The sequence below is a fragment of the Microbulbifer maximicatervae (SeqCode) genome, assembly GCF_052468095.1.
This window is the reverse complement of sequence record NZ_CP174332.1, coordinates 5,252,799-5,265,303: the sequence shown is the minus strand read 5'-3', so window position 1 is coordinate 5,265,303 and position 12,505 is coordinate 5,252,799. Positions and strand designations below refer to the sequence as shown.

The 12,505-nt window shown below is 50.1% G+C and carries 13 protein-coding genes; 5 read left to right on the top strand and 8 right to left on the bottom strand.

All coding sequences use genetic code 11. From position 1 onward, the window contains the following. Positions 1 to 250: 250 nt before the first annotated feature. The 3 genes from ACJJIL_RS23450 to ACJJIL_RS23440 form a co-directional block, all read right to left on the bottom strand. On the bottom strand, positions 251 to 553 hold the full coding sequence (locus tag ACJJIL_RS23450; protein ID WP_444918536.1) for a superinfection immunity protein: 303 nt from the start codon (positions 551 to 553) through the stop codon (positions 251 to 253). A 69-nt stretch (positions 554 to 622) separates the two neighbouring features. Further along, entirely contained in the window at positions 623 to 1,210 is a 588-nt protein-coding gene (locus tag ACJJIL_RS23445; RefSeq protein ID WP_444918537.1) for a hypothetical protein, read from the bottom strand. Further along, positions 1,207 to 1,710, bottom strand: coding sequence for an RNA polymerase sigma factor (locus ACJJIL_RS23440; protein ID WP_444892304.1), 504 nt, complete (start codon positions 1,708 to 1,710; stop codon positions 1,207 to 1,209). Before ACJJIL_RS23440 ends, ACJJIL_RS23445 begins: the two co-directional genes overlap by 4 nt. A gap of 174 nt (positions 1,711 to 1,884) precedes the next feature. On the opposite strand from ACJJIL_RS23440, the gene ACJJIL_RS23435 reads away from it, so the two are divergent. From ACJJIL_RS23435 to ACJJIL_RS23425, 3 genes are all read left to right on the top strand, one after another. Continuing rightward, a complete protein-coding gene (locus tag ACJJIL_RS23435) occupies positions 1,885 to 2,328 on the top strand; it encodes a MarR family winged helix-turn-helix transcriptional regulator (RefSeq protein ID WP_413663737.1) in 444 nt (147 codons plus the stop codon). 265 nt (positions 2,329 to 2,593) lie between these two features. Then, positions 2,594 to 3,016 (top strand): organic hydroperoxide resistance protein, encoded by a 423-nt coding sequence (locus ACJJIL_RS23430; protein ID WP_444906921.1) that lies wholly within the window; start codon positions 2,594 to 2,596, stop codon positions 3,014 to 3,016. Between the two features lie 30 nt (positions 3,017 to 3,046). Then, positions 3,047 to 4,066 carry an alpha/beta hydrolase gene (locus ACJJIL_RS23425; protein WP_445360874.1) on the top strand — a complete coding sequence of 340 codons (1,020 nt, stop codon included), beginning with the start codon at positions 3,047 to 3,049 and terminating at the stop codon, positions 4,064 to 4,066. 42 nt (positions 4,067 to 4,108) lie between these two features. Here the strand turns inward: ACJJIL_RS23425 and ACJJIL_RS23420 are convergent, their stop codons facing one another. The 5 genes from ACJJIL_RS23420 to hutI form a co-directional block, all read right to left on the bottom strand. Then, complete coding sequence (locus ACJJIL_RS23420; RefSeq protein WP_444906919.1) at positions 4,109 to 4,510, bottom strand: RidA family protein; 402 nt, start codon at positions 4,508 to 4,510, stop codon at positions 4,109 to 4,111. Between the two features lie 91 nt (positions 4,511 to 4,601). Beyond that, positions 4,602 to 5,501: a LysR family transcriptional regulator gene (locus tag ACJJIL_RS23415; protein WP_445360873.1), complete on the bottom strand. Its 900-nt coding sequence runs from the start codon at positions 5,499 to 5,501 to the stop codon at positions 4,602 to 4,604. Between the two features lie 130 nt (positions 5,502 to 5,631). Continuing rightward, the gene (hutG, locus tag ACJJIL_RS23410; RefSeq protein ID WP_445360872.1) at positions 5,632 to 6,594 is read right to left on the bottom strand and encodes a formimidoylglutamase; all 963 of its coding nucleotides are present in this window, start codon (positions 6,592 to 6,594) and stop codon (positions 5,632 to 5,634) included. A gap of 287 nt (positions 6,595 to 6,881) precedes the next feature. Next, a complete protein-coding gene (locus ACJJIL_RS23405) occupies positions 6,882 to 7,997 on the bottom strand; it encodes a heparan-alpha-glucosaminide N-acetyltransferase domain-containing protein (RefSeq protein WP_445360871.1) in 1,116 nt (371 codons plus the stop codon). 481 nt (positions 7,998 to 8,478) lie between these two features. Beyond that, entirely contained in the window at positions 8,479 to 9,708 is a 1,230-nt protein-coding gene (hutI, locus tag ACJJIL_RS23400; RefSeq protein WP_108734923.1) for an imidazolonepropionase, read from the bottom strand. Between the two features lie 187 nt (positions 9,709 to 9,895). Here hutI and hutC point away from each other — a divergent pair, with 187 nt between their 5' ends. Both hutC and hutU read left to right on the top strand, forming a co-directional pair. Beyond that, positions 9,896 to 10,606, top strand: a complete 711-nt coding sequence (gene hutC / locus ACJJIL_RS23395; protein WP_282930784.1) for a histidine utilization transcriptional repressor HutC — start codon at positions 9,896 to 9,898, stop codon at positions 10,604 to 10,606. Between the two features lie 89 nt (positions 10,607 to 10,695). After that, entirely contained in the window at positions 10,696 to 12,372 is a 1,677-nt protein-coding gene (hutU, locus tag ACJJIL_RS23390; protein ID WP_445360870.1) for a urocanate hydratase, read from the top strand. The last annotated feature ends 133 nt before the right edge of the window (positions 12,373 to 12,505 follow it).

Genomic DNA, 12,505 nt, shown 5'->3' with positions numbered 1-12,505 from the left:
CAAAAGATTTTCTTAAGAAAATCAATGACTTAGAGCTGCCTTCCCGCTACTACCTGAGCAGCGAGGAGGCGAACTATACGGACTTCGGATGGGCTCCGCAAGCACTTCTTGTAGGAAATTTTCAAAACGGCTTTTGGTTAAAAATCGTACTAAAGATAATCAGCACTTGGGTGTAGGTAATCATCAGAGGTTATTCAGCTACTTAAAGAAGTAACCCCTATTTCAAACATCCACTCATTTACTTATAGGCTTACCAGCGGCAGGGGCGTTCTCCCTGCACACCTGCGCACTCACTTACTTCTCCTTTCTTACTACGCATTTTTCCGGTAACAGCCCAAGCCAGTAACGCAAACCATGCCAACCAGGAAAGACCGGCGGGAACATTGGCTACTAAGATCTTTCCGAAGTGCTTCCGATTTAAGAAAAAGGCAATCAATGCAGGAAGAAACCAGACAACCAAAAAGAAAACAAGAAACAGGAAAGCTTTGAGTAGATTTAACTCGCTTAGAAACGCTGAAAAACCACTTAACAATTGCTCCACGTCTGTAAACATTATTCAATCCTTCGTTTTATATGTATTCCCCTTTGTAGTCCCGTCAGGATTTTTTTCTTTACAGTTAATTTATAAATTTTCCTGGAAGCTAGTTAATACTCTCTCTTCTTTTTCTGTGCGCCGATAAATATAAAAACTATATAAAGCGAGAGCCACAACCAACCCAGACAATACTATGATTGCTTCTTGAGGATTACGGACCAAAGGTTCCGCCGCTCCACGAAGAAACCTACTAAGCTCCCACATACTGATAATAAATATCTGCAGCACCAGGAATAACCAACTGAAATAAACTTCTCGACGTTTTCGCCTAAGCCTCAGCAGACCTAATTCAACATAAGCTTTTGCCGATTCTTCTAGTGGGGCCCATAGCCCTCGCCGATTAACTATCGAAAATACTATTGCCAAAACAAACGTCGCAATAGCAAAAGCTACTCGGTACATGGTATCTGGGTAGTTCTTCGCAAGAATTACTCCAAGCAAATAGATAGCCCCAGCTATGGCAAGAAGATACTCAAAAGCGACCGCCAATCGCATTCGTCGCTCCTGGCGACGCACCCAATTCAGCACTGTAGTTGGGATTTCTGCGCTAGTCTGTTGCCCCTTCCAGATACTTTCCAGCTCTAGCCACTGTTTTTCTGTGTCTGCTTCATTCATTTTGCACTTCCCAAAAGGCAGATATTGAGACGCTCTTTTGCCCGGTTGAGCCGCACTGCAATATTGGACTCGGTAATACCCAGAACTTCAGAGATTTCCGCATAGCTCAGGCCTTCCAGGCGAAGAGTCAATGTCTGCCGGAGTCCTAAGGGTAATTTCTGCACTGCACGAACCAGCTGTTCAGACTTGCGTTCGGCTACCAGTCGCTCTGCCGGGCCCGGCTGGTGGTCCTCAAGCTCCAGTAATTCATCATCACTCCCATGATAAGGTTTCCTACGGGTCAGCTCGGTCACACAGCGGTTATGTGCGATACGATATACAAAGGTTTTTAAGCTAGCATCACCGCGAAATGTCGGCAGGGCCCGCCAGAGCCCCAGCCAGATTTCCTGTAACAGGTCATCATGCTCGGCTTTTGATCGCACATAGCTATGTACCAGCCGGGAAACCCCTTCAGTATATTCCGTAGTCGCTTGTTGAAATAATTGATCCCGTAATTCCACCGGCCACTCCATCGTCTATGAAAATTACTGTACCGGCTTCAAATAAAACCTTACAAAAAGTTTCGCTGCTCTCGATTGGCAGTATGTGTCGGTTCTGGAACAATGAAGGAGCGTGGTAAGTCCATACTTGCGCTACACTGGCGCAAAACTGCCACCGGTAAGTAGGGTGTGCCTATGGCCAAGTCCATAAACGAAGACCAAAAACTCGATAACCAACTTTGCTTCAGCCTTTATTCTGCCTCCCTGGCAATGAGCAAGATGTACAAGCCTCTATTGGAGACACTGGGAATAACCTACCCCCAGTACTTGATGATGCTGGTGCTCTGGGAAGACGATGGAATCACCGCTACGGAGCTGAGTCTGCGGCTTGGCCAGGATAAAGGTGCCCTAACGCCAGTTATCAAACGACTGGAGAATCAAAAGCTGATCAACCGCCACCGAGACCCGGAGGATGAGCGTCGAGTCATTATCGAGCTGACTGATGCCGGTAGGTCGATGCAAAAAGAAGCTGCTTCAATTCCCACTCAAGTGCTGAATGCCTGTGGCTTGAATCCTCAGTCTGCACGGGCGCTAAAGACGCAAATAGAGACGCTTCGCCAATATTTAGCGAACCCCTAATCTTCGCCTCTTTTATCGCCCCGCCATTAGCGGGGCCCCCGCTTTGACTCCATTTGTTATAGCTATCACCCTTATAGAGATATTTAATTATCGCAATAATAGTTATCGCAATAACTTTATCTGGCGCCCAAGCTGACGCGCTGTTTAGAAGCTGACTTAGAAATCCGGACTACTACCCCCAGCTCAATAAATCCAGCGGGAAAAGGACTGGACTCCATTCCAGGCGGCTTCTGACAGACAAACACACATCAATGAGGACAGGTTAATGCAAACAGTTTACACCGCAGTAGCAACCGCAAATGGCGGCCGTGATGGCGAAGCTCAATCATCAGATGGAAAGTTAAGCGTCAAGCTCAGTATTCCCAAAGAGCTTGGCGGCCCCGGTGGCGATGGCACCAACCCAGAGCAACTGTTTGCTGCGGGTTACTCTGCCTGCTTTATTGGCGCTCTTAAGTTTGTCGCCGGTAAAGAGAAAGTAAAAGTCCCGGAAGAAACCACTGTGCGCGCTGAAGTTGGAATCGGTCCCCAGGGTAAGGGGTTCGGTCTGGATATTGACCTCTACATCGATCTTCCTGGCCTGGATCAGGCGACGGCAGAAAAAATTGCCAACACCGCTCACGATGAGGTTTGCCCTTATTCCAATGCAACCCGAGGCAATGTTGATGTGCGCCTGCACATATCCGCTTAAGCAACCGGTAGAGAATTGAAGGTATCCGTTATGAATGGCTTTAAAATTTCCAAGCTGGCACTACCCCTTTTCTTTGCTCTTGGCATGGCTTCTGCGTCTGCTTCTATTTCCCCTGGTGTGGAGAAAAATACCCGGGGATTCCTTCAAGCACTGGCGCAAGGTGGCGGCAAACCCATTGAGCAACTATCACCAAAAGATGCCCGCGCCGTCCTGGTCGGAGCCCAAGAGGGTGCGCAACTGCCGCCCGCTGAAGTCAGCAAGAAAACCATTAGGGTTAATGGCGAAAAGCTGGAACTGACTATCGTTAAACCGAAAAACACCCGGGGCCAGATTCCCGCCTTTATGTATTTCCACGGCGGAGGCTGGGTCTTGGGTGACTACCCAACTCACGAACGCTTGATCCGCGATCTGGTTCAACGCTCCGGCGCCGCTGCGGTATATGTGGATTACACCCCATCTCCAGAGGCCAAGTACCCGACTGCAATTAACCAGGCTTATGCGGCTACCCAGTGGGTCGCGGAGAATGGCGAAAAGATCGGTGTCGACGGGTCCCGTCTTGCCGTGGCCGGTAACAGTGTCGGTGGCAATATGGCAGCCGTGGTTGCCTTGATGGCGAAAGAGAAAGGAACACCGGATCTGCAATTCCAACTGCTGCTCTGGCCGGTTACCGATGCCAACTTCAACAACGCTTCTTACAAGCAGTTCGCCCAGGATCACTTCCTGACACGGGATATGATGAAGTGGTTCTGGGATAACTACACTACCGACCCCAAACAGCGCAACGAGATCTATGCTTCACCTCTGCGCGCAAGCAAATCCCAGTTGGTCGGCTTGCCTCCCGCTCTGGTGCAGACTGCTGAGATGGATGTGCTGAGAGATGAAGGCGAAGCTTACGCCCGCAAACTTAACGAAGCTGGTGTGACCGTAACCGCTGTTCGCTATAACGGCATGATTCACGACTACGGCCTACTAAATGCCCTGAGTGACGTACCCGCAGTGCAGGATGCTCTTGATCAAGCAGGCTCCGAGCTTAGGGAACACCTCAAGTAAAACTTAAAAGCCCTGCAATGCGGGGCTTTTTTATTCAGGTACTTAAAGCAGCGTTTTAGCCACTGCCTCAATTTCTATCAATGTCTCTGGCGACGCCAGGGATGTGACTCCCACTCCCGTGATTGCCGGGCGAGTAGTACCCAAATATTTAGATAGCACAGGGACTATTTCCCCCAGATGCTCACTAACTTCTCCACGCACATAGATACGTAACTGCAAAAGGTTCTCTACCGACGATCCGGCCTCATCCAGTACTGTCAATAAGTTTTGCATGGCGCTTTCCACCTGAGCACCAACCCCTTTGTTTTTAACTTCACAATTACTATCCCAATCCACCTGACCCGATACAAATACCAAGCCTGTTTTGGTATCGACTCGGGCGTGGGATAGGCAGGAAGAACTGCCATCATAAAGTGAAGAAGGATTAATATTCAGAATACTCATAACAGGCCTGTACGCTTTCTAGCTTTTGAAAAAATCATAGTAGAAAGGCAGCTTTGCCAAAGCTATGGAGTAAAGCTTGTTACGGATACAATCAGGAAGCCATTGACTTAGAAAACCGTTGGTGCAGATCATTGAGAATCCAACTTACCAATGGATCATTTTCCACTCGGGGATGAAAGGCGGCTACAACTTCGTAGCCAGGTGGGTACTTGTCCAAGGTAATTTCCACCAAGCCCTCACAAGGCATCAATCTAGAGGGAATAAAGGCCAGGGTATCTGTCCTTTTCAAAAACTCCTGGGCTATATAAAAAGAGGGCGCCGAAACAACAATCTCTCTTTTTAGACCTTGCCCCTCTAGCCAACGATCGGCTGAACCGCGCAAGCCTCCAACCCCTGGCGATGTAATCACAAAATCAGATTGCATCAACTGACCAATAGCGACCAACTCATCTAAACTATACATAGGATTAGCCGATACACAGACATAACGCTCATTAAAGAGCACCTGTGTATTAATTCCATCAGGCACATACCCCGTTGATGTGAAAGCTAAGTCAATTTCTCCCTGATGCATTTTCTGGGTGAGCGAGACGCTTTCAATATTAGTGACAATAAATTTCACTTTCGGCGCATATTGCCTGACCCTTTGGATCAACTCGGCAACAACCACTTTTTGCGCGTAATCTGTTGCAGAAATCACCAGAGTTCGGGAAGTCTGGCTTGAGTCAAGTGAGCCCGGGACAGGAATCTCACTGAGTAACGTCAGCACCTGTCGAATCTGTGGCTCTATAAATTTTGCATAACTGGTGGGAGCCATCCCATGCCCTGTACGCACAAATAGATCATCCCCAACTATTTTTCTAATCTTCTTCAGCTGCAAACTGACAGCTTGCTGCGAAACCTGCAGATGCTCTGCGGCAAGGGAGATACTTTCAACCCTGAATAGTATTTCCAGGATTTTTAAGTGATTAATTTCAAGATCTTTGATCATATCAACTACAAAAGCGGAGCTTTCTGCCAGTCACTTACGGCTGTAGATAAAGATTAAAATAGTGGTTTCTAATACTGAAGTTAACGCGACCTCCAAAGCCATAGTGGCCGCGCTGTATTATTAAAAATACTCAGGGGATTTTTCTGGCCGCACGATTTGCAATTTGAAATCCCAGGCGGGCCGCGGTACGCGCACCGTGATCTTCAATATCGAAATAAGGATTAAATTCAGCGACATCCGCCAAACAAACTTTATTGGATTCCAAAACGGTATCCAGCAAGACTTCCAAAAACTCCATGGAAACCCCCCTGCCAGAGGGGGCACTCACCGCTGGCATTACTGCCGCCGGCAATACATCCAGACATACCGTCAGATAGACAAAATCCACCTTCTCAATAAAGTCGCGGATTCGCGCCTGAACCGTATTCAGATTCCAACTACTGATTTCACGATCCCGAATAACCTGGGCACCCAGCTCATCAGCTCTCTGGTAGAGAGCAGGTGTGTTGGCGTTATCCGCCGCACCTACACAGAGATAATTAAATTCGCGACCATTTATCCTGCACTGCTCCGCAATCTGGAAAAATGGCGTGCCCGATGACCCCTTTGGCGCAGGAGTGCGTAAATCCAAATGCGCATCAAAATTGATAATACCCAGGCTGCTCTCGCGGTGATACTCGCGCATCCAGCGGGCAATCCCCTGATAACTGCCAAAAGCAATTTCATGGCCGCCTCCCAATACCAGTGGAAAGTGACCGGCACCGAGCAACTCATTGATACGGGCACCCAATAGCGATTGGGCAGACTCCAAGTCTTCCCGTTCGACCCTGACGTTACCCGCATCGTATAAGGGCGCATCAAAAGTTGCCGGCAAATTCGCCATGGCCAAACGCAATATTCTCGGTCCCTTGGCCGCGCCAATTCGCCCTTTATTTCGACGCACACCCTCATCAGAAGCGAAGCCGAGAACAGTCAGGCCGGGAGGGTCATCCAATTGCAAAGGAGAAATCCGCTGGTGCCAGCGCTCACCTGCACGTCCATCCTCAGAGTCGGTGCGACCACTCCATAACTGCATATCAGCAAGTTGTAACATCAATACCTCCGAGGAAGATCTTTATTGGCTTCAAGCCCCCACTTTGTAGGCAAGTTGAACCGGAATATCCATTGGCCATGCGCGATATGCGCGCGCAAACCTTCGCACAGTGGGCTGTGGGAACTGTAAAGCCCCAACGCGAGAGCTGCCGATACTTTTGGAAGTAGACGATCAAGCAATGCCCTCTGCGAGTACCTTAAAATATGTCACGGAAAAGAAGCATTTAAGTTGCGCTTCTACAACACTAACGTGCCGCATTTTTCAACAGCACGTGTTGCATGTCGGTACTATACCGCAGACGCTGCAGGCTGCTCCATAGCTTTCCCTTTATGGGAACGGAAATTAACCCAAGCTCGAGTCCCAAAATGAGAAAGCAGGAGTACGATAAACATTGCTGTTAACGTACTGGCCATACCAAGCTGCTGGGAACCAACTAACATTAATCCCCATCCAATTATCAACCACTGAGCGATATAGAACGGAGTTATGTTTTTACCCCAAAACACCATTACGTCAATGAGCTTTCTGTTCTGTACTTTGTTTAAGAGGAAATTACTAATCCAAAGCCAAAGGAAAGTATAGCCAATAAGCAGAATAATTAGACCTGGGCCACCTCTCATGTTTTCGGCAAAAAAGTATTGCGTATTCAACATGATTAGAAGGCCACCTATGCTCATTAGGGCTAAGCCAATCCATATGCTGCGTGAGAACAATGCATCTATATTTTTTGAATTTTTAAACCAGTAGCCAACTGCCATGCCTGCGAGGGGATAGGCAAGCCAGGAAAATAACGGGAACATTACCCCTTCGCGCTTATTGCCAAAAAACAACTGTAAAATTTCGTCAATAACAACGGAGTTACTGCCGATATCCCAGACGAGTGAGGAGCCGAATGCTACGATAGCTGCCGCAGCGAGCCAGTATATAGGATGAGGCAAGAAGTGCCTTACTAGTGCGCAAATAGCGAGCGCAAGGCCAGCAAACTGGAAAATATCTACCATAAGAAATTCACTCAGCGGCGTGTATTCTCCCAGTTGCTCTTGTGTGACAAGGCCAAACTGTAAAGAAAGCCACATAGGCACTGTGCCACGGGCGAAATTAAGTAAATACCCTATTGCAAAAAGACCAGCAGCACGAAACAAATCCTGTTTCAGACTCGGCTTCGAACTATAGCCAATGAAAATACCCATAATCAGCATAAACACTGAAGCTGCCGGAGTTCCCGCAGATACCTGGATAGCAACACCAATAGCACTGTCTGCCACGTCTGTTCGTCCATAATGATATAAGACGTGAATAGCAATCATAAACAGTACGGCAATGCCTCGGGTCAGATCAAAGGCCAAAATACGAGGATTTTCTTGCGGGAGCACCACTGCTCCTGAAAGACTGGAATTACTCATTTTCAAGAGCTCCTAGCTTTAGAGTAATGAATGTAGTGTGCATTAACTGATATAGAGATATTGCAAAGGCAAGATGCACTTCCTGTGAAAATGTAAGGTCTACAAAAATCCTTATTACTTATTTATCGGTTACAGCCCCCTGATCATTAATGTTAAGAGGGGACCGTTTATTTATTCCGATTGTAAATCTAAAGAGGCTTACAGTTTATAAGTATGCCCTATTTATCAGCCAACGCTGTGACATTGGCTAGCAGTATCAAAAAGTGTCGCCCATTGTAAATACAAAGCGGCACTCATGAACTAAAAATAAAGCCCTCGATAGATACTAAATAGAGATCAACATTCCAATTCTCAGATAATAATGGGCGCAAAAACCTTATAAAAATTGTTGATAATATTGTTGCTCATTTAGCACCAACTTATCCTTATTTCCGATGTACATCCACCCTAAGAATCAACATCCCCGATTCTCAGTTGCATATCAGCAAGCTGTAACATCGCGCCCCTCCAGGAAAATTCTTGCAGGCTTTAGCGCACCGACTTCATAAGCGAGTTGATCCGGGGTATCCATCGGCCAAAGAACAATATCTGCTCGAAGCCCCTCCCGCAGTACACCGCGAGAACAACACAAACCCAATGCCCGAGCGGCTGCACGGGTAACACCTGCGAGAGCTTCTGCCGGAGTTAAGCCAAACAGCTGACAACCCATATTCATCATCAAACGCAGGGAAGCGATTGGACAACTCCCGGGATTAAGGTCTGTAGCCAATGCCATACAAACCCCTGCCTCGCGTAACTTTTCAATAGGCGGAACCTGGGTTTCGTGCAGAGTGTAGAAAGCTCCTGGTAGAAGCACTGCCACGGTGCCACTTTCCGCCATAGCCAGTACATCCGCATCGCTGATATATTCAATATGATCTACCGATAATGCCCCGGACTTTGCCGCCATTTCAGTGGCCCCTGTACGCGCCAGCTGCTCGGCGTGCACTTTTACTGGCAGGTCCAGTTTTTTCGCTGCATCGATAACTCTCTGGCACTGATCGACAGTAAACCCAATCGTCTCGCAAAACATATCCACGGCATCGGCCAATTGCTCGCGGGCTACAGCGGGCAATATCTGCTCGCAGATAAGATCGATATATTCATCGGCACGACCGTCGTATTCCGGTGGCAGAGCGTGTGCTGCCAGACAGGTCGTTACTATTTCCACTGAGTTGTGTTGCGCCAGACGTCTCGCGGTGCGCAATTGCTTTAGTTCAGTATCCAGATCCAGGCCATAACCGGATTTAATTTCCACGGTTGTAACGCCTTCGGCCATCAGCGCGTGCAGACGGGGCTCAGCCAACTTATACAGGTTCTCGGCACTCGCACCCCGTGTCGCCCGCACGGTAGAAATAATACCCCCGCCAGAGCGAGCCACTTCTTCGTAACTCTCTCCCCCCAGGCGACGGGCAAACTCCCCTGCGCGATGGCCTCCATATACGAGATGCGTGTGGCAATCGATCAGGCCCGGAGTTGCCCATTGACCTTCGCCATCAACAATGCGGTCTGGGGTGCACTCGGGCAGATCCCGGCGGGGACCAATCCAAACGATCCGACCTTTGGTTACCGCAATTGCAGCATCCTCGATAACACCGTAACCACCGGCAATGGATGGGTCCATTGTGGCGGCATTCAAATTGGTAATCAGCAAATCACAGCGTTCTGACATAAGCTTTTAGCGGCACGCTTTTCCTTTTAAACCATAGATGCTCGGCCCGATGACCGACAAACCAGTAACGGGCAGGATACAGTTCCCCTCATCGACTTGACAGCCCGCAGCAGGGAAACCATAGTAGCCGTAACTATTCTTGTATATACAACAATATACAAGCCACGAAAGCACTGTACCTGAGTCTATGAATACTGCAAGTGAACCCCGATACGCGGCCATCAAGCGCCATATCCGCCAACAAATTGAGTCTGGCGAGTGGCCAATTCACTCCCAGGTGCCCTCGGAGAACCAACTGGCACAGCAATTCAGTGTGAGCCGGATGACCGCAAGGCGGGCACTCACCGAGTTAACCGATGAGCGCGTTCTGATGCGCTCCCAGGGGCTGGGTACTTTTGTCGCCGAGCCGGTGCCCGCCAGCTCACTGTTGGAAGTGCGCAATATCGCCGACGAGATCTCGGCCCGGGGGCACAGTTACAGCAACCGCATTCTGTTAGCTCAGCCCTGTGTCGCCAGCGCCGATGTAGCCCTGGCATTGGAAGTGCCCGAACAGGCAAAAGTGTTTCACTCCATTATTGTGCACTGTGACAACGGCTTGCCGGTGCAGTGGGAAGAGCGGTTTACCAACCCAGCCTTGGCTCCAGATTACCTGGACCAGGACTTCGCCCACACCACCCCCAACGCCTATCTTTCCAAAGTCGCACCGCTGACCGAGGCCGATACAACCGTCGAGGCCATAGCTGCGGAAGCCGCTATCGCCCACGCTCTGGAAATTGCCCCCGGAGATGCGTGCCTCCAGGTTTGGCGGCGCACTAAATGCAGTGCCGGCACCGTGAGCTTCGCGCGCCTGGTTCACCCAGGCAATCGATACCGCCTCGGTGCACAACTGAGATTCTAGTTATTGATTTATCCCGCGCGCCCTGGGAAAAGAAACAATCAAATCCGGGACGTGTGAATTTTTTTACGAGAAAAATTGACGAGGAAGCTATGTCTACCGACAAACGCCACGATCCCAGCCGCAAAATCCGCGCGCCTCGCGGCAGTGAGCTCAATGCCAAAAGCTGGCTCACCGAAGCTCCCCTGCGCATGTTGATGAACAACCTGGACGCCGAGGTAGCTGAACGCCCGGAGGACCTGGTGGTGTACGGTGGTATCGGCCGCGCCGCGCGGGATTGGGAGTGCTACGACAAGATTGCCGAGGTGCTGAAGCGCCTGGAAGACGACGAAACCCTGCTGGTGCAGTCCGGCAAGCCTGTCGGAGTCTTTAAAACCCACGCCGATGCACCCCGGGTATTAATTGCCAACTCCAACCTGGTACCCCACTGGGCCAACTGGGAACACTTTAACGAGCTGGATAAAAAAGGCCTGGCCATGTACGGCCAGATGACTGCCGGCTCTTGGATTTATATCGGCTCCCAAGGCATCGTCCAGGGCACCTATGAAACCTTTGCCGCCGTCGCACGCAAACACTTTAATGGCGAAGCGAAAGGCAAATGGATTCTTACCGGTGGCCTCGGCGGCATGGGTGGCGCTCAGCCACTGGCGGCGACCATGGCCGGTTTCAGCATGATCGCAGTAGAGTGCGACGAAACCCGTATCGATTTCCGTCTGCGCACTGGCTATGTAGACAAAAAAGCCACCAGCCTCGACGAAGCCCTGCAAATGATTGAAGCCGCGATGGAAAAAGGCGAAGCCATTTCCGTTGGCCTGCTGGGCAACGCAGCAGATATTTTCCCGGAAATTGTAAAGCGAAATATTCTGCCAGATTCGGTTACCGACCAGACTTCCGCTCACGATCCTTTAAATGGCTACCTGCCCCAGGGCTGGACTATGGAATACGCTGCGGAGATGCGCAAGAAAGATGAAGCCGCAGTAGTAAAGGCAGCCAAACAGTCTATGGCGGTTCAGGTTGAAGCCATGCTGGAGCTGCAAAAGCGCGGCGCCGCAACCCTCGACTACGGCAACAATATTCGTCAGATGGCTCTCGAGGAAGGTGTGGAAAATGCCTTTGATTTCCCCGGCTTTGTACCCGCTTATATTCGCCCGCTGTTCTGCGAAGGTGTCGGTCCTTTCCGCTGGGCGGCCCTGTCCGGCAACCCGGAAGATATCTACAAGACCGATGCCAAGGTTAAGGAACTGATTCCCGACAATCCGCAGCTGCACAACTGGCTCGACATGGCCCGCGAGCGGATTCACTTCCAGGGACTGCCCGCACGTATCTGTTGGGTGGGCCTGAAAGATCGCGCGCGCCTGGCACTGGCATTTAACGAGATGGTAGCCAACGGTGAATTGGAAGCACCGGTAGTGATCGGCCGCGACCACCTCGACAGCGGCTCTGTAGCGAGCCCCAACCGCGAAACTGAAGCCATGATGGATGGTTCCGACGCTGTCTCCGACTGGCCGCTGATGAATGCCCTGCTGAACACTGCCTCCGGCGCTACCTGGGTATCCCTGCATCACGGTGGTGGTGTAGGCATGGGCTTCTCCCAGCACTCTGGTGTGGTCATTGTCTGTGACGGTACCGAAGCTGCGCGCAAACGTATTGAGCGGGTTCTCTGGAATGATCCCGCCACCGGCGTAATGCGCCACGCCGATGCCGGTTACGAAATCGCAAAAAAATGCGCAAAAGAGCAGGGCTTGGACCTGCCCATGCTGAACGACTGATTTTTTACCGCAATAAAAATACCGCCGGCGGAAATCTTTTACAGCCCGAATAATTTTTATCGGGCTGCGCCGCCGGCGCCTAACAGGGTGTTGAAAAAGCCTACAGGCGACTTTTTCAAGCCATCTTTGCGGC

Coding starts and splice junctions, on each gene's coding strand:
- ACJJIL_RS23450 (WP_444918536.1), bottom strand. CDS start 553: ATGTTTACAGACGTGGAGCAATTGTTAAGTGGTTTTTCAGCGTTTCTA.
- ACJJIL_RS23445 (WP_444918537.1), bottom strand. CDS start 1,210: ATGAATGAAGCAGACACAGAAAAACAGTGGCTAGAGCTGGAAAGTATC.
- ACJJIL_RS23435 (WP_413663737.1), top strand. CDS start 1,885: ATGGCCAAGTCCATAAACGAAGACCAAAAACTCGATAACCAACTTTGC.
- ACJJIL_RS23430 (WP_444906921.1), top strand. CDS start 2,594: ATGCAAACAGTTTACACCGCAGTAGCAACCGCAAATGGCGGCCGTGAT.
- ACJJIL_RS23425 (WP_445360874.1), top strand. CDS start 3,047: ATGAATGGCTTTAAAATTTCCAAGCTGGCACTACCCCTTTTCTTTGCT.
- ACJJIL_RS23420 (WP_444906919.1), bottom strand. CDS start 4,510: ATGAGTATTCTGAATATTAATCCTTCTTCACTTTATGATGGCAGTTCT.
- ACJJIL_RS23415 (WP_445360873.1), bottom strand. CDS start 5,501: ATGATCAAAGATCTTGAAATTAATCACTTAAAAATCCTGGAAATACTA.
- hutG (WP_445360872.1), bottom strand. CDS start 6,594: ATGTTACAACTTGCTGATATGCAGTTATGGAGTGGTCGCACCGACTCT.
- ACJJIL_RS23405 (WP_445360871.1), bottom strand. CDS start 7,997: ATGAGTAATTCCAGTCTTTCAGGAGCAGTGGTGCTCCCGCAAGAAAAT.
- hutI (WP_108734923.1), bottom strand. CDS start 9,708: ATGTCAGAACGCTGTGATTTGCTGATTACCAATTTGAATGCCGCCACA.
- hutC (WP_282930784.1), top strand. CDS start 9,896: ATGAATACTGCAAGTGAACCCCGATACGCGGCCATCAAGCGCCATATC.
- hutU (WP_445360870.1), top strand. CDS start 10,696: ATGTCTACCGACAAACGCCACGATCCCAGCCGCAAAATCCGCGCGCCT.